Raw genomic sequence first — 17329 nt, forward strand, 5'->3', positions numbered from 1 at the left:
CCCGCTCCCACATTGTTTTGTGTTGAGGTGGAAATCAGCGGTTGTTCAAATAATCGCCAATTGCCTTGCGCCGCCTTCGCCCCTTCTCTACAATTGCGCCCCTTGCTGTGATGGCAGGCACTTATGTGTCTAGCGTCCTCAAGTCCATAAGTGTCATTCACTCCTTGTCTGACCGTTTTTGAGCGGCAGGCTACAACCCGTAAGGAGCATTCATGCGTCATTACGAAATCATCTTTTTGGTCCACCCGGATCAAAGCGAGCAAGTCGGCGGCATGGTTGAGCGTTACACCAAGCTGATCGAAGAAGACGGCGGCAAAATCCACCGTCTGGAAGATTGGGGCCGTCGTCAACTGGCCTACGCAATCAACAATGTTCACAAGGCTCACTACGTGATGCTGAACGTTGAGTGCACTGGCAAGGCCCTGGCCGAGCTGGAAGACAACTTCCGCTACAACGATGCAGTGATCCGTAACCTGGTCATCCGTCGCGAAGAAGCCGTTACTGGCCAATCCGAGATGCTCAAGGCTGAAGAAAACCGCAGTGAGCGCCGTGAGCGTCGCGACCGTCCTGAGCACTCTGACAGCGCCGATGGCGATGACAGCGATAGCGACAGCGACAACAGCGATAACGCTGACGAGTAATCCACGGACCTTTTAAGGAGCCAATCACATGGCACGTTTCTTCCGTCGTCGTAAATTCTGCCGCTTCACCGCTGAAGACGTGAAAGAGATCGATTACAAAGATCTCAACACTCTGAAAGCCTACGTATCCGAGACCGGCAAAATCGTTCCAAGCCGTATCACCGGTACCAAAGCTCGTTATCAGCGTCAGCTGGCCACCGCTATCAAGCGCGCCCGCTTCCTGGCCCTGCTGGCCTACACCGACAGCCACGGCCGCTGAGACCAGGCAGTCGACGAGTAGTAAGGGATTGAATGCATGCGCGCCTTAGCTGAGTTCATCATGCGCGGTCGTATGCAGGCCACTCTGGTAGTGGCTGGATGCGCGGCATTGCCGTTGTTGTATTGGTTGGGTGCTGCCGCCGGGAGTCTTGTACTCCTGCGGCGCGGATTGAGGGACGCCTTGGGCGTTCTTGCTCTGGGACTGCTGCCGGCCTTGCTCTGGTGGCTGTATTCCGCGGACCCGCGTGCAGTCATGGTACTGCTGGGGACTTCGGCGCTGGCGTTGGTGTTGCGCGCTAGCGAATCCTGGAACCGCGTGCTGCTGGTCAGCATAGCGATAGGCGTGGTGTTTTCAGTGGTGCTCGGGGTGGCTTTCGCACCCCAGATCGAGATGCTGTCGCAGGCTTTGATAAAAATCCTGCCCGAGGCGCTCGGTGATCTCTACCAGCAGATGTCGGTAGAAGAGCAGGCGCGTTTCGCGTCCCTGATCGCCCCCGTCCTGACCGGACTGATTGCGGCCTTGTTGCAAATCGTCAGTGTGCTGAGCCTGATTATCGGGCGCTACTGGCAGGCGTTGTTGTACAACCCGGGTGGTTTTGGTCGCGAGTTTCGCGCCATCCGTTTCCCGCTTGGGCTGGCGATGTTGCTGTTGGCGGGCATGCTTCTGGGGCCGAACTTCGGTCCGCAGATGGCGATGCTCACGCCGTTGTGCAGTGTACCGCTGGTCTTTGCCGCCCTGGCCCTGATTCACGGGCTGGTGGCGCAAAAGCGACTGGCCAGGTTCTGGCTGGTGGGGTTGTACGTCACGTTGTTGCTGTTCATGCAGCTGATCTATCCGTTGCTGGTGGTCTTGGCCATCGTCGACAGCCTGATTGATTTTCGCGGTCGTATGGCGCCGAAAGACGCCGACAACGCGAACGGTGAAGGTTAAAAGTTAGAGGATTTTCACATGCAACTGATCCTTCTGGAAAAAATCGCCAACCTGGGCAACCTGGGCGATAAAGTAAACGTTAAGGCCGGCTACGGTCGTAACTACCTGCTGCCTTTCGGCAAAGCCACCGCTGCGACCGCTGCCAACCTGGCTGCGTTCGAAGAGCGTCGCGCTGAGCTGGAAAAAGCCGCCGCAGACCGTAAAGCATCGGCTGAAAGCCGTGCTGCCCAACTGGCCGAGCTGGAAGTGACCATCACTGCCACCGCTGGCGACGAAGGCAAGCTGTTCGGTTCGATCGGTACTCACGACATCGCTGACGCACTGACCGCCTCCGGCGTTGAAGTTGCGAAAAGCGAAGTTCGTCTGCCGAACGGCACCATCCGCAACGTAGGTGAATTCGACGTAGCCGTGCACCTGCACGCCGAAGTTGAAGCCACCGTACGCGTTGTCGTGGTAGCAGCCTAAGCAACACCTGTCGGCTGGCACCCTCGGGTGCTTGCCGGTAACATCGGGCACGATCCTGTTTACAGGTCGTGCCCTTTGTCTTTCTGCAATTCCTGATTTTCATAACCAGACGTGGCCATGAACGAAATCACCGCCCCCGAGCAATACGATCTGCAAACCGCTGCCCTGAAGGTGCCTCCGCATTCCATCGAGGCCGAACAGGCCGTGCTGGGCGGCCTGATGTTGGATAACAACGCCTGGGAACGTGTGCTCGATCAAGTCTCCGATGGCGATTTCTACCGGCATGACCACCGCCTGATTTTCCGTGCGATCGCCCGTCTGGCCGATCAGAACATGCCGATCGACGTCGTGACCCTGGCCGAGCAATTGGACAAGGAAGGGCAGACGTCCCAGGTCGGCGGCCTGGGTTACCTGGGTGAACTGGCGAAAAACACGCCGTCGGTCGCCAACATCAAGGCTTATGCCCAGATCGTGCGCGAGCGGGCGACCTTGCGCCAGTTGATCGGCATCAGCACCGAGATCGCCGACAGCGCCTTCAACCCGGAAGGCCGCACCGCCGCCGAGATCCTTGACGAAGCCGAGCGGCAGATCTTCCAGATCGCCGAGGCCCGGCCGAAAACCGGCGGCCCGGTGAGCGTCAACGACCTGCTGACCAAGGCCATCGACCGCATCGACACCTTGTTCAACACCGACAACGCCATCACCGGCCTGTCCACCGGTTACACCGACCTCGACGAGAAGACCAGCGGCCTGCAACCGTCCGACCTGATCATCGTCGCCGGCCGACCGTCCATGGGTAAGACCACCTTTGCGATGAACCTGGTGGAAAACGCCGTGCTGCGCAGCGACAAGGCGGTGCTGGTGTACTCCCTCGAAATGCCAGGCGAATCGCTGATCATGCGTATGCTCTCGTCCCTGGGGCGTATCGACCAGACCAAGGTCCGTTCCGGCCAACTGGAAGACGACGACTGGCCGCGCCTCACCTCGGCGGTCAACCTGCTCAACGACCGCAAGCTGTTCATCGATGATACGGCGGGCATCAGCCCGTCGGAAATGCGTGCCCGGACCCGGCGCCTGGTGCGTGAGCACGGCGACATTGCGCTGATCATGATCGACTACCTGCAGTTGATGCAGATCCCCGGTTCCAGCGGTGACAACCGGACCAACGAGATTTCCGAGATCTCCCGTTCCCTCAAGGCCCTGGCCAAGGAATTCAACTGCCCGGTGGTGGCCCTGTCCCAGTTGAACCGTTCCCTGGAACAGCGTCCCAACAAACGTCCGGTGAACTCCGACTTGCGGGAATCCGGAGCGATCGAGCAGGACGCCGACGTGATCATGTTCGTCTACCGGGACGAGGTGTATCACCCCGAGACCGAACACAAGGGCATCGCCGAAATCATCATCGGCAAGCAGCGGAACGGCCCGATCGGCTTTATCCGCCTGGCGTTCATCGGCAAATACACGCGTTTCGAAAACCTGGCGCCGGGTAGCTACAATTTTGATGATGACGAATAACCTGTTCGGCATTTCATGAGGCTAACCCCTTTCCCAAAAGGGTGTGCTTCTCCTGTGGGAGCGAGCTTGCTCGCGATAGCGGTGTAACTGTCGGCACATGCATTGAATGGGCTGGCCCCTTCGCGAGCAAGCTCGCTCCCACATTGGGTTTGCAGTGCGCCACTAATTTCCGACCATAGCCGTCGGAATTGATCAAATTTTGTGCTATATTCCGCGCCCGCGATTTTTCATCCTTTATACCGGTCATCGACATGCAAGCAGCCAAGCCGTTATTTGACTATCCCAAGTACTGGGCCGAATGTTTCGGCCCGGCGCCGTTCCTGCCCATGAGCAGGGAGGAGATGGATCAGCTCGGCTGGGATTCGTGCGACATCATCATCGTGACCGGTGATGCCTACGTCGATCACCCGTCGTTCGGCATGGCGATCATTGGCCGTCTGCTGGAAGCCCAGGGCTTCCGTGTCGGGATCATTGCCCAGCCAAACTGGCAGTCCAAAGACGACTTCATGAAGCTTGGCGAGCCCAACCTGTTTTTCGGTGTCGCGGCCGGCAACATGGACTCGATGATCAACCGCTACACCGCCGACAAGAAAATCCGCTCCGACGACGCCTACACCCCGGGTGGTTTGGCGGGCAAGCGGCCGGACCGTGCGAGCCTGGTCTACAGCCAGCGCTGCAAGGAAGCCTACAAGCATGTACCGATCGTGCTCGGCGGCATCGAAGCGTCCCTGCGCCGCATCGCTCACTACGATTACTGGCAGGACCGGGTGCGCAACTCGATCCTGATCGACGCCTGCGCCGACATCCTGCTCTACGGTAACGCCGAGCGGGCGATTGTCGAAGTCGCCCAGCGCCTGTCCTATGGCCACAAGATCGAAGACATCACCGATGTGCGCGGCACTGCGTTTATCCGTCGTGACACGCCGCAAGGCTGGTACGAAGTCGACTCCACGCGCATCGACCGCCCGGGCAAGATCGACAAGATCATCAACCCGTACGTGAATACCCAGGACACCGCAGCCTGCGCCATCGAGCAAGAGAAGGGTCCGGTTGAAGACCCGAGCGAAGCCAAGGTCGTGCAGATCCTGGCGAGCCCGAAAATGACCCGCGACAAGACCGTGATTCGCCTGCCATCGGTGGAAAAGGTCCGTGGCGACGCGGTGCTCTACGCCCACGCCAACCGCGTGCTGCACCTGGAAACCAACCCGGGCAACGCCCGTGCGCTGGTGCAGAAGCACGGCGAAGTCGATGTCTGGTTCAACCCGCCGCCCATTCCGATGACCACTGAAGAAATGGACTACGTGTTTGGCATGCCTTACGCACGTGTTCCCCATCCGGCGTACGGCAAGGAAAAGATCCCGGCCTACGAGATGATCCGTTTCTCGGTGAACATCATGCGCGGTTGCTTTGGTGGCTGCACCTTCTGCTCGATCACCGAGCACGAAGGCCGGATCATCCAGAACCGTTCCGAAGAGTCGATCATTCGCGAGATCGAAGAGATCCGCGACAAGGTTCCAGGTTTCACTGGGGTGATTTCCGACCTCGGCGGGCCGACCGCGAACATGTACCGCATTGCCTGCAAGAGCCCGGAAATCGAATCCGCGTGTCGCAAGCCGTCCTGTGTGTTCCCTGGCATCTGCCCTAACCTCAATACCGACCATTCTTCGCTGATCCAGCTGTACCGCAGCGCCCGGGCCTTGCCTGGGGTGAAGAAGATCCTGATCGCTTCTGGCCTGCGCTACGACCTGGCGGTCGAGTCGCCGGAATACGTCAAGGAGCTGGTGACCCACCACGTCGGCGGTTACCTGAAGATCGCCCCGGAACACACCGAGGAAGGTCCGCTCAACCAGATGATGAAGCCGGGCATCGGCAGCTATGACAAGTTCAAGCGGATGTTCGAGAAGTACACCAAGGAAGCCGGGAAAGAGCAGTACCTGATTCCGTACTTCATCGCCGCCCACCCGGGCACCACCGACGAAGACATGATGAACCTGGCGCTGTGGCTCAAGGGCAACGGCTTCCGGGCCGACCAGGTGCAGGCGTTCTATCCGTCGCCGATGGCCACCGCCACCGCCATGTATCACTCGGGCAAGAATCCGCTGCGCAAGGTCACCTACAAGAGCGACGGGGTGACCATCGTCAAGAGCGAGGAGCAGCGCCGCCTGCACAAGGCTTTCCTGCGGTATCACGACCCGAAAGGCTGGCCGATGCTGCGCGAAGCGCTGACCCGCATGGGCCGCGCCGACCTGATCGGACCGGGCAAGAACCAGTTGATTCCGTTGCACCAGCCGGCCACCGACAGCTACCAGAGCGCCCGTCGCAAGAACTCGACGCCAGCTGGTAGCCACAAGGTGGGCAAGGAAACCACCAAGATCCTGACCCAGCACACCGGCCTGCCGCCGCGGGCCAGCGACGGTGGCAACCCATGGGACAAGCGCGAGCAGGCCAAGGCCGCGGCATTCGCCCGCAACCAGCAAGCCGCCAAGGAACGCAAGGATGCCGCCAAGGGCAAGGGACCGAAACCAGCGCGCAAGCCCGTCGTGCCGCGCTGATCGCCCTGCCGCCTCGCAAAACGCCAGCCTTGAGTGCTGGCGTTTTGCTTTCTAGCGGCGGTGCTGGCCGTTTGTTATCGTGGCGCCCGCATAGCCTTTGTGGCGAGGGAGCTTGCTCCCGCTGGGCTGCGAAGCGGCCCCAAACAATCCCATACAAGGTTTCCAGCTAGACCGTGCCGCCCGGTTTACGACGGCTTCGCCGCCGAGCGGGAGCAAGCTCCCTCGCCACAGTATTGTGTGTGGATAAAGACTTACTTTTTCCGATTCTCAAGGACGATTCATATGAGCACTCCGTTACCCGGCATCGGCATGGACAACAGCATCTCCCAAATGATGGCCCGCCGCCGCATTGAAAGCCAAATCAACCTGCCACGCCTGTTTGCCTCCATTGATGCCGATCCGAGTATCGTCGGTGCAGGCGTGGTGTATATCGACGCCGAGTTCAATGTAGTGACCCTGCGTGAGTTCAAGCCGATCTGCAGCATCAAGCCCAAGCGGATCATTTTGCGCGAGGCGCAGAAATACATCGCGCCGGCTCAGTTCGCTCAGCAGGTCCAGGACAATCCACGGGAATCGCGATTGGTCGGCGAAGCGATCAATACGTCCTTGTCGTGCGCGGGGGCCGTTATCGGTTGGGTCGTGGTCCTCAGCGGTTCTGTAGCTATCCCATTTTCAGCAGGGGCCAGCACCGCGATCGCTGTGTTGGGTTATACCGCCGCCGCGGCCAGCACTGCGCAATGTTTTGCGAGCGGTTATCGCATGCGCAATGAAATCAGTAACCCGGCACTAAACGATCAGCTCGACAGTGAGGCCTGGTACCAGAACACCATGATTGTGCTGGATGCTGCGGCGTTGGTTGGGGTCGGGGCATCGTCGCTGACGACTCTCAAACTGGTCAGGTTGAATAAAGCTGCCACGGGCAAAAGTGTGAGGGAGGTGCTCCGGGGTCTGAACCGACAGGAGCGAGCAAAACTGACCAAAGAATTGCTGAGTATCCAAGACCCTCGCCTGACCTCCAAACTGCTCAAACTCAAGCAGTTGTCTGGCGAGCTACCCAAGCGCTTTACGCCCACTCAAGTCAGGCATGCCACCGTCACACAGATTCGGGATGCCCTGGGAGCCGCCATCGGCTTCACTGGAAGCGCGATTTCCGGGAATGTCCGGACCATTGCAGTGGGGTTGTACGAGGAGATCGAAGAATGAATGGACAGCCCAGTGTTCGGGTTTTTCTCATCCAATATTTTCCGGTCTTCATGGGCGCGATATTTGCGTCGGTCTTCGCTCTGGTTTTTGCTGTTCCCCTTTTTTTTGAAAGTTATTTTCAAGATCTTTCATTGGCGGATAACGTGAAGTGGTCTTTTTTTGGGGGCGTCGCGCTTACGCTTGTCATCGTGCATTGCAACTTCATGATTGCTCGTGGGCGCCCCGTTTGGATGTGGCCGATGGTTGGAGTCTTGGGGCTGTGTTTTTTTGGCGTCCTGCCCACGATCGCTTATCGGCCTGATAGGTTGATTTACAGTTTGAGCCTGCTGTTCCCGTTGCTTGCGTTGCTGCTGCTCAACAGCAGACGCCACCGGGAGATGCGCGGCAAACTGGTAGAAGTCCGCCGTCAGCGCGAACTCATCATCCAGGCCGCCAAGGCCCCACGCCCGCGCCGTTGAGTCGATTCGCACGGCCAGCGCCGCATTTATGTGCATTGCGTTGCAGATGAATTCGGGCATCGCGCGTTTTTAGTGCTCTACTGCCTTGAGTAGACAAAGAAAGTGTCCGGCCTGCCTGCATGGCATAAGTCTTGCGCCGCTTTCGTTACCGCTCAGGCTCGCAGGAGGCACGTCGTGTCGATCCATGTCGCATTGCATCACGTCACGCATTACCGCTACGACCGCGCGGTCGAACTCGGCCCGCAGATCGTTCGCCTGCGCCCGGCGGCCCACAGCCGCACGCGGATCCTTTCCTATGCGCTGAAGGTTTCGCCCGAGCAGCATTTCATCAACTGGCAGCAGGACCCCCAGGGCAATTACCTGGCGCGGTTGGTGTTTCCCGAGAAAACCCGGGAGATGCGGATCGAAGTCGACCTGCAGGCGGAAATGGCGGTGTTCAATCCGTTCGACTTCTTCCTCGAGCCCTACGCCGAGAAGATTCCGTTCGCCTACGCGGCTGACGAACGCAAGGAGCTGGCGCCTTACCTGGAAACCCTGCCATTGACGCCGAAGTTCCAGGCCTATCTGGAGGGCATCGACCGCACGCCATTGCCGGCGGTGGATTTCCTGGTGGCGCTCAACCAGCGCCTGAGCGAAGACATCAACTACCTGATCCGCATGGAGCCCGGTGTCCAGACCCCGGAGCACACCCTTGAGCACGCGTCCGGCTCGTGCCGCGACTCGGCCTGGCTGTTGGTCCAGTTGCTGCGAAACCTCGGCTTGGCCGCGCGGTTTGTCTCCGGTTACCTGATCCAGTTGACCGCCGACGTGAAGAGCCTCGATGGCCCGTCCGGCACCGACGTGGATTTCACCGACCTGCATGCCTGGTGCGAGGTCTACCTGCCCGGTGCCGGCTGGATCGGCCTGGATGCGACCTCTGGGTTGTTCGCCGGTGAAGGCCATATCCCGTTGGCCTGTAGTCCCGATCCGTCCTCGGCGGCACCGATCAGCGGCTTGGTGGAACCGTGCGAGTGCGAGTTCAGCCACGAAATGTCCGTCGAGCGGGTCTGGGAAGCGCCGCGGGTAACCAAGCCTTACACCGATGCGCAATGGCTGGCGATCCAGGCCCTGGGGCGGCAGATCGATGCCGACCTGCTGGAGGGCGACGTGCGCCTGACCATGGGGGGCGAACCGACCTTTGTCTCCATCGATGACCCGGACGGCGCCGAGTGGAACACCGCGGCACTTGGGCCGGACAAGCGCCGGCTCTCCGCCGAGCTGTTCCAGCGCATGCGCAACCACTACGCGCCCAAGGGGTTGGTGCATTTCGGCCAGGGCAAGTGGTACCCCGGCGAGCAATTGCCGCGTTGGTCGCTGAATTGTTATTGGCGGCGCGACGGGGTGCCGATCTGGCACAACAGCGCGTTGATCGCCGACGAGCAGCAAGATTACGGCGCCGATGGCGAACTGGCAGGACGCTTCCTGGCAAGCGTTGCCGAGCGTTTGAAAATTCCTGCGCGGTTCGTGTTCCCGGCCTACGAAGACAATTTCTATTACCTCTGGCGCGAAGGTGCGTTGCCGTCGAACGTCACGGCCGAAGACCCGCGCCTGGAGGATGTCTTGGAGCGGGCGCGGTTGCGCAAGGTCTTCAGCCAGGGCCTGGACAAGGTCATCGGCCAGGTCCTGCCGTTGGCCCGCACCGCCAAGGGCGATCAATGGCAAAGCGGTCGCTGGTACCTGCGGGACAACCACTGTCGCCTGGTGCCGGGGGATTCGCCCCTGGGCTATCGCTTGCCGCTGGCGTCCCAACCTTGGGTGACAGCGGCCGAGTACCCGTTCATCCACCCCACCGACCCGAACCAGGACTTGCCCGAACTGCCCGGCACCGAGCAGTTGGCGCGTCACGGCGAGTCGGCGGCTGAGCAGGAGCGTGTCCCGGAGATCGACAAATCCGCCGACTGGCTGACCCGCACCGCCTTCTGTGCCGAGGCCCGCGAAGGCCGGCTGTACTTGTTCATGCCGCCGCTGGAGCGGGTCGAGGATTACCTGGAGCTGGTCAGTGCCATCGAGGCGACGGCTGAGGAGCTGCACTGTCCGGTGCTGTTGGAGGGCTACGAGCCGCCAAGCGACCCGCGCCTGAGCAATTTCCGCATCACCCCCGACCCAGGTGTGATCGAGGTCAACGTGCAGCCCTCGGCAAGCTGGGATGAGCTGGTCGAGCGCACTGAATTTTTGTACGAAGAAGCGCGACAGACCCGGTTGACCACCGAGAAATTCATGATCGATGGCCGACACACCGGCACCGGTGGCGGTAACCATTTCGTACTGGGTGGCGCGACACCGGCGGATTCACCGTTCCTGCGGCGTCCCGATCTGCTGCGCAGCCTGATCAGTTACTGGCATAACCACCCGTCGTTGTCCTACTTGTTTTCCGGATTGTTCATCGGCCCGACGTCCCAGGCGCCCCGCGTGGACGAGGCGCGCAACGACGCGTTGTACGAACTGGAAATCGCCTTCGCGCAAATGCCCCAGCCCGGCGAGGAATGCCCGCCGTGGTTGGTGGACCGCTTGCTGCGCAACCTGTTGATCGACGTGACCGGCAACACCCACCGTGCCGAATTCTGCGTCGACAAGCTCTATTCACCGGACGGCGCCACCGGGCGTCTCGGCCTGTTGGAGTTGCGTGCCTTCGAGATGCCGCCCCACGCCCGCATGAGCCTGGCCCAGCAGTTACTGCTGCGGGCGCTGGTGGCGCGGTTCTGGCGCGAGCCGTATGCGCCGGCGAAACTGGCGCGTTGGGGCACCGAGCTGCATGACCGTTTCCTGTTGCCGCACTTTATCGAGCAGGATTTTGCCGACGTCATCCACGAACTGAACGCCGTCGGCTACCCGCTGCGGGCCGAGTGGTTCGCCGCGCACCTGGAGTTCCGTTTTCCCAAGGTGGGCGATTACGCGGTCAACGGTATCGAGCTGCAGTTGCGCCAAGCCCTGGAACCTTGGCATGTGCTGGGAGAAGAGGGCGCGGTGGGCGGTACCGTGCGTTATGTGGATTCGTCCCTGGAGCGTTTGCAGGTCAAGCTCAGCGGTCTGGCGCCGCAACGCTATCTGCTGACCTGCAACGGTGTTGCGGTGCCGTTGCAACCGACCGGTCGGGTCGGCGAGTTCGTCGCCGGGGTGCGGTTCCGCGCCTGGCAACCGGCCAACTGCCTGCAACCGACCATCCCGGTGCATGCGCCGTTGGTTTTCGACGTGCTCGACACCTGGATGCAACGTTCCGTGGGCGGCTGCCAGTATCACGTGGCCCATCCGGGCGGGCGCAACTATGACAGCTTGCCGGTGAATGCCAACGAGGCTGAGAGCCGGCGGATGGCGCGCTTCTTCCGGCTCGGCCATACGCCGGGGAAACTGCCGATACCGAGCCTGGCGGTGGATGACGAGTTTCCGCTCACGCTCGATCTGCGACGATTTCAGGGGGCCTCAAAAAAATAAATAAACCCGTGGCGAGGGAGCTTGCTCCCGCTCGGTTGCGCAGCGACCGTAAAATCTTGGGGCTGCTGCGCAACCCAGCGGGAGCAAGCTCCCTCGCCACATTGATTGCAGTCTCAAAGCCCAGGTCGGATCCAACACAAACACACCTATCCGGGCGTCATGCGCTTGCGCTAGTCTCACCTTTCATTGCTGTCTGCCGAGCTTTCCATGCCTGACCTGCTTGACCGTTACCCGCTGACGACGGGCACCTATCACGAATTGCTGGACGACAGCGGTGCGGTGCGTGCGCACTGGCGGCGGCTGTTCGACCAGCTGCAGCGCAGCACGCCGGCCCAGCTGTTGCAGCGTCAGGCCCTGCTGGCCCGGCAGATCCAGGAAAACGGCGTGACCTACAACGTCTACGCCGATCCGAAAGGCGCCGACCGGCCATGGGAACTGGACCTGCTGCCCCACGTGATCGACCCGCAGGAATGGAAGCATCTGCAAGCTGGGATTGCCCAGCGTGCGCGACTGCTCAATGCGGTGCTGGCCGACCTGTATGGGCCGCAGCGGCTGATCAGTGAAGGGTTGTTGCCGGCGGAGTTGGTCTTCGGGCACAACAATTTCCTCTGGCCTTGCCAGGGCATCGCGCCGCCGGACGGCAGCTTCCTGCACTTGTACGCGGTGGATCTGGCACGCACGCCCGATGGTCGCTGGTGGGTCACGGCGGACCGGACCCAGGCGCCTTCGGGGGCCGGGTACGCGCTGGAAAATCGCACGATCGTTTCCCGCGCCTTCCCCGACTTGTACCGCGACCTCAAGGTGCGGCACCTGTCCGGTTTTTTCCGCACCTTGCAGGAAACTCTGGCGCGACAGGCGCCCAGCGACGGCGAGTCGCCGCTGGTGGTGCTGTTGACACCGGGGCGGTTCAACGAAAGCTATTTCGAGCATCTTTACCTGGCGCGCCAACTGGGCTATCCGCTGGTGGAGGGCGGCGACCTGACCGTCCGCGACGCCACGGTCTATCTCAAGACCCTCAGCGGCCTGCGCCGGGTCCACGCCATCATGCGCCGGCTCGACGACGATTTCTGCGACCCCTTGGAGCTGCGCACTGATTCGGCCCTCGGCGTGCCGGGCTTGCTCGAAGCGGTGCGCCAGGGCCGGGTGCTGGTAGCCAACGCCCTGGGCAGTGGCGTGCTGGAGTCGCCGGGCCTGCTGGGGTTCCTGCCGAAGATCAACCAGTATCTGTTCGGCGAAGAACTGCTGCTGCCGTCCATCGCCACCTGGTGGTGCGGCGAGCCGCCGGTGCTGGCCCAGGCCCTGGAAAAATTGCCGCACTTGTTGATCAAGCCGGCGTTTCCTTCCCAGAGTTTCAGCCCGGTGTTCGGTCGCGACCTGAGCGAGGCGCAGCGCGCCCAACTGGCGGCGCGCATGCAGGCACGGCCCTATGCCTATGTCGCCCAGGAACTGGCGCAGCTGTCCCAGGCGCCGGTGTGGCAGGCCGAAGATGGCCAGATCCAGCCGAGGGCAATCGGCATGCGCATGTATGCCGTGTCCGGGAAAGACGATTATCGGGTCCTGCCGGGTGGCCTGACCCGGGTGGCCGCCGAGGCCGACGCCGAAGTGGTGTCGATGCAGCGCGGCGGCGCCAGCAAGGACACCTGGGTGCTGAGTGAACAGGCCCCCGGCGGTGAACAATGGAAGGCCCAGCGAACCGTAGGGGTTCATGACCTGGTTCGACGTGATCCGTACCTGCCTTCGCGGGTGGTGGAAAACCTGTTCTGGTTCGGCCGCTACTGCGAGCGTTGCGATGGCAGCGCGCGGTTGCTGCGGATCATGCTGGCGCGTTATGTCGACGGCGATGATCCGCAGGCCTTGGAATCGGCGGTGGCCTTGGGCGAAAGCCTGATGCTGCTGCCCGAAGAGGGTGAGCTGCCCGAGCGTTTGCTGGCGGCGCTGCTGGGGGACGACTGGTCGTTCAGCCTGCGTTCCAACCTCCAGCGTTTGCAGTGGGCCGCCTCGCAGGTGCGCGGCAAGCTGTCCCGGGAGAACTGGCAGGCGCTGGTGGAGTTGCAGCGCGAAGCCATGGAGCTGGAAACCGAGGAAGCGGATTTCGGCGAGTTGCTGGACTTCCTCAATCGGTTGGTGATGTCCCTGGCGGCGCTGTCCGGCTTCGCCCTGGACGACATGACCCGCGACGAAGGCTGGCGCTTCCTGATGATCGGTCGGCGCCTGGAGCGCCTGCAGTTTCTCAGCAGCAGCCTGGCGGCGTTCCTGCGCAGCGATGCGGTCTTCGACCAGGCCGGGCTGGAGTGGTTGCTGGAACTGGGTAACAGCAGCATCACCTACCGCTCGCGCTATTTGGCGGTGGCCCAGTTGATTCCGGTGCTGGACTTGCTGCTGCTGGACGAACAGAACCCCCATGCGGTGCTTTTCCAGTTGAAACTGGTGACCCGCACCCTCAAGCGCTTGAACGATGATTTCGCCGCGCCCCGGGAAACCGCCTTGCCGGAGTTGGTCGCACGCCTGTCGCGCTTTGACCTGCGTTGCCTGGAGAACCCCTTGTTCGGTGAAGCCAGCCTGCGCGCCGCACTCGATGGGCTGGCCGACCTGTTGCAGGAAGTGGCCGATGTCAGCGGCCAGGTGTCCGATCGCCTGGCCTTGCGTCATTTCGCCCATGTCGATGATGTCAGCCAACGCACGGTGTCCGTCTGATGAACGCCCGTTACCAGATTCTCCACGACACCCATTACCACTACGACAGCCCGGTGTCCCTGGCCCAGCAGCTTGCCCATCTATGGCCACGGGCCTGTGATTGGCAGCGTTGTACTGACCAACAGCTGCACATCAGTCCGGAACCGACCGCCCGGCGCGATGAACAGGATGTGTTCGGCAATCCGCTGACCCGCCTGGCCTTCGAGCGGCCCCATGACGAGCTGTTGGTCAATGCGCGCCTGAGCGTCGAGGTGCTGGCCCGCCCCGAGCTGGATTTCAACCTGTCCCCGGCCTGGGAGTCGACTTGTAATGCGCTGACCTACACGGGCCGGCCATTGGCGGCGCCATTGCTGGAGGCGTGCCGTTACCGTTTCGAGTCACCCTACGTGCACCTCAAGCGCAGCTTCGTTGAATTTTCCGAGAGCTGCTTTGTGCCCGGGCGACCGCTGATGGTGGGCGTTCGAGCGTTGATGGAGAAGATCTTCGAGGAATTCACCTTCGATGCCGAGGCAACCCAGGTGGCGACGCCGCTGGTGGAGGTGCTGGAGCGGCGACGGGGCGTTTGCCAGGACTTCGCCCACTTGATGCTGGCCTGCGTGCGCTCTCGCGGCTTGGCGGCACGTTACGTCAGCGGCTACCTGCTGACCCAGCCACCGCCCGGCCAGCCCCGGCTGATTGGCGCCGATGCGTCCCATGCCTGGGTCTCGGTGTATTGCCCGGTATTGGGTTGGGTGGATTTCGACCCGACCAACAACATACAGCCGGCGCTGGAACACATCACCTTGGCCTGGGGCCGGGATTTTTCCGATGTATCGCCGTTGCGCGGGGTGATCTTGGGGGGCGGTACGCATGATCCCGAAGTGCGGGTGACGGTGATGCCGCTGGAGTCATGAATCAATTGCCCAGTGAAATACCTGTGGCGAGGGAGCTTGCTCCCGCTCGGTTGCGCAGCAACCGCTCAAATACCTGGGGGGCCGCTACGCGGCCCAGCGGGAGCAAGCTCCCTCGCCACAGGAAACACTCATTAACAGCGAGTCCCGTTATGTTCCCGGTGTCCATCAAAGGCGTGCTGCAATCCCCCGAAGGCCTGGTTGTGCTGATGCTCAACGAGCGGGATGAGTGGGAGCTGCCCGGCGGGCGGATCGAGCTGGGCGAAACGGCGCCGCAATGCCTGGCACGGGAGATCGCCGAGGAGCTGGCGGTGGAAGTGAGCGTGGGGGAGCCGCTGGATTCGTACCTGTTCGAGGTCATTGCCGGCAAGCACGTCTTCATCTCCACGTACCGCTGCCAGTTGCTGGGCGGTTTCGTGCCGGCCATCAGTCATGAGCACAAGGAGATCGGGCTGTTCGCGCCGGACCAATTGCCGGTGAACCTGCCTGCGGGTTATCGCCTGTCGATTATCAAGGCGCTGAGGTTGTGAGGGCCGGCAGCGAGGCTGCCGGTCCTGGACACAAAACCGGGGGGCCGGATCGGATCATCGGGCCCTGGGGGAGTCAGGCGTCGGGGGCCTGATCTTTCGGTGCATCGACATCATCGTCTGCCGCCACTTCACCCTCGGCGTCGGGGTTCAGTGCTGCTTCATCGGCGGTTGCTTTCTTGCGCTGGAGCTTTTCCTCTTTCTTCTGCTCCTTGGCCAAGTCTCTCTGACGTTTGGCGAAGGAATAATTGGGTTTGGCCATGGGCGATCCTCTGGGGTCGAAGGTGAGGTTGAGCGGCGCATATTCTGCCCTGTATCGGGGCCGAGCCGTTAGCTGGGTTTTTGTTCGGCCCACTTTGGCTGCACGGACGGTTGCCATTCGTCCAAGGCATCGAGCAGGTTCTGCGGGGATTCGCTCACTTGCAGCATGTCACGATGGGGCGCGCGGACGAAGCCTTCACCGACGATATGATCGAGAAAAGCGGTGAGCTTGCTGTAGAAACCGTTCACTTCCAGCAGCCCCAGCGGTTTGCCGTGGTAGCCAAGCTGGCCCCACGTCCAGACTTCGAACAACTCCTCCAGCGTGCCGAGGCCGCCGGGCAGGGCGATGAAGGCATCGCTGAGTTCAGCCATGCGCGCCTTGCGGGCGTGCATGCCGTCCACCACTTCCAGGCGGGTCAGGCCGCTGTGGCCGATCTCCTTGTCCTTCAGGCTTTGCGGGATGATGCCGATGACTTCGCCGCCGGCCGCCAGGGCCGCATCCGCGACAATCCCCATCAGGCCGACGGCCCCGCCGCCGTAGACCAGGGTCAGTTTTCGTTCCGCCAAGGCGCGGCCGAGGGCCTGCGCCGCTTCACGATACGCGGGATGGGTGCCAGTGCTGGCGCCGCAAAATACACAAACAGACGCGATGGACATGCTTTACTCCGTGGTCAGTCACCGCGCCAGAGTAAAGCCTGGCCTGTGTTGCGCAAAGGACTTAAACCTCGCGCCGGGGCTTTTCGTAGGTACCGCTGGCACCGCAGGCGTAGGCGGCGAGCAAGCTGCACAGCAGGCTATTGACGTTCATGATGATCGCTCCAGAAGATGATGGGCCTGATCATAGGGCCGTCTCATACTTCTGGCTGGTTGATTCTGTCCATCAGGCTGATAGGCTTAAGTTGTATACAATCTTTGACTCAGGTCATAGGAACTTGCCGGAAAATCAGGCAGTCTTTTCCTTTGACGGAATTTTGTTAACCATGCCTTGGAGATTCACGATGTTTGCCAAACTTGTAGCAGTATCCCTGTTGACACTGGCCAGCAGCCAACTGATGGCAGCGGAGTGCAAGACCACCATCGACTCGACCGACCAGATGTCCTTCAGCACCAAGGCCATCGAGATCGACAAGAGCTGCAAGACGTTCACCGTTGAGCTGACGCACTCGGGCAGCCTGCCGAAAAACGTCATGGGCCATAACTGGGTGCTGAGCAAAGAGGCTGACATGCAGCCGATCGCCACTGATGGTCTGAGCGCCGGTATCGACAAGAACTATCTCAAGGACGGTGATGCTCGTGTCATCGCCCACACCAAACTCATTGGTGCCAAGGAAACCGACTCGGTGACCTTCGACGTGTCGAAACTCAGTGCTTCGGAGAAGTACGGCTTCTTCTGCTCCTTCCCAGGCCACATCTCGATGATGAAAGGCACCGTTACCCTGAAGTAACCACCGCCTATCCTGTGGGAG

Annotated in this window: 15 protein-coding genes; 13 read left to right on the plus strand and 2 right to left on the minus strand. The window is 61.4% G+C overall.

Going from position 1 to position 17329, the window contains the following annotated elements; translation table 11 throughout:
- Positions 1–212: 212 nt before the first annotated feature.
- The 12 genes from rpsF (at position 213) to ACIPQ1_RS27685 (ending at position 15605) form a co-directional block, all read left to right on the plus strand.
- Complete coding sequence (gene rpsF, locus ACIPQ1_RS27630; RefSeq protein ID WP_003186395.1) at positions 213–641, plus strand: 30S ribosomal protein S6; 429 nt, start codon at positions 213–215, stop codon at positions 639–641.
- Between the two features lie 28 nt (positions 642–669).
- Positions 670–900 (plus strand): 30S ribosomal protein S18, encoded by a 231-nt coding sequence (gene rpsR / locus ACIPQ1_RS27635; RefSeq protein WP_002551829.1) that lies wholly within the window; start codon positions 670–672, stop codon positions 898–900.
- Positions 901–936: 36 nt separating this feature from the next.
- Positions 937–1830: a hypothetical protein gene (locus tag ACIPQ1_RS27640; RefSeq protein WP_250962843.1), complete on the plus strand. Its 894-nt coding sequence runs from the start codon at positions 937–939 to the stop codon at positions 1828–1830.
- An 18-nt stretch (positions 1831–1848) separates the two neighbouring features.
- Positions 1849–2295 (plus strand): 50S ribosomal protein L9, encoded by a 447-nt coding sequence (gene rplI, locus ACIPQ1_RS27645; protein ID WP_003186385.1) that lies wholly within the window; start codon positions 1849–1851, stop codon positions 2293–2295.
- A gap of 117 nt (positions 2296–2412) precedes the next feature.
- Positions 2413–3810 (plus strand): replicative DNA helicase, encoded by a 1398-nt coding sequence (dnaB, locus tag ACIPQ1_RS27650; RefSeq protein WP_027911801.1) that lies wholly within the window; start codon positions 2413–2415, stop codon positions 3808–3810.
- Between the two features lie 251 nt (positions 3811–4061).
- Positions 4062–6362, plus strand: a complete 2301-nt coding sequence (locus ACIPQ1_RS27655) for a YgiQ family radical SAM protein (RefSeq protein WP_186707857.1) — start codon at positions 4062–4064, stop codon at positions 6360–6362.
- A 282-nt stretch (positions 6363–6644) separates the two neighbouring features.
- A complete protein-coding gene (locus ACIPQ1_RS27660; protein WP_250965606.1) occupies positions 6645–7565 on the plus strand; it encodes an NAD synthetase in 921 nt (306 codons plus the stop codon).
- Entirely contained in the window at positions 7562–8023 is a 462-nt protein-coding gene (locus ACIPQ1_RS27665; RefSeq protein ID WP_434572732.1) for a hypothetical protein, read from the plus strand. The genes ACIPQ1_RS27660 and ACIPQ1_RS27665 overlap by 4 nt, the downstream gene beginning before the upstream one ends.
- A gap of 174 nt (positions 8024–8197) precedes the next feature.
- On the plus strand, positions 8198–11491 hold the full coding sequence (locus tag ACIPQ1_RS27670; protein WP_446535101.1) for a transglutaminase family protein: 3294 nt from the start codon (positions 8198–8200) through the stop codon (positions 11489–11491).
- Between the two features lie 207 nt (positions 11492–11698).
- On the plus strand, positions 11699–14185 hold the full coding sequence (locus ACIPQ1_RS27675) for a circularly permuted type 2 ATP-grasp protein (protein ID WP_186707849.1): 2487 nt from the start codon (positions 11699–11701) through the stop codon (positions 14183–14185).
- Positions 14185–15078, plus strand: a complete 894-nt coding sequence (locus tag ACIPQ1_RS27680; RefSeq protein WP_446535102.1) for a transglutaminase family protein — start codon at positions 14185–14187, stop codon at positions 15076–15078. Before ACIPQ1_RS27675 ends, ACIPQ1_RS27680 begins: the two co-directional genes overlap by 1 nt.
- Before the next feature lie 149 nt (positions 15079–15227).
- Positions 15228–15605, plus strand: a complete 378-nt coding sequence (locus ACIPQ1_RS27685) for an NUDIX hydrolase (protein ID WP_446535103.1) — start codon at positions 15228–15230, stop codon at positions 15603–15605.
- Positions 15606–15678: 73 nt separating this feature from the next.
- Here ACIPQ1_RS27685 and ACIPQ1_RS27690 read toward each other — a convergent pair whose 3' ends face one another.
- Positions 15679–15864 carry a hypothetical protein gene (locus ACIPQ1_RS27690; protein WP_186707843.1) on the minus strand — a complete coding sequence of 62 codons (186 nt, stop codon included), beginning with the start codon at positions 15862–15864 and terminating at the stop codon, positions 15679–15681.
- A gap of 68 nt (positions 15865–15932) precedes the next feature.
- Positions 15933–16520, minus strand: a complete 588-nt coding sequence (locus ACIPQ1_RS27695) for an LOG family protein (RefSeq protein ID WP_446535104.1) — start codon at positions 16518–16520, stop codon at positions 15933–15935.
- A 341-nt stretch (positions 16521–16861) separates the two neighbouring features.
- Between ACIPQ1_RS27695 and azu the strand changes: the two genes are divergently transcribed.
- The gene (azu, locus tag ACIPQ1_RS27700) at positions 16862–17308 is read left to right on the plus strand and encodes an azurin (RefSeq protein ID WP_446535105.1); all 447 of its coding nucleotides are present in this window, start codon (positions 16862–16864) and stop codon (positions 17306–17308) included.
- Positions 17309–17329: the final 21 nt, after the last annotated feature.

The sequence above is a fragment of the Pseudomonas sp. LARHCG127 genome (genome assembly GCF_052871455.1).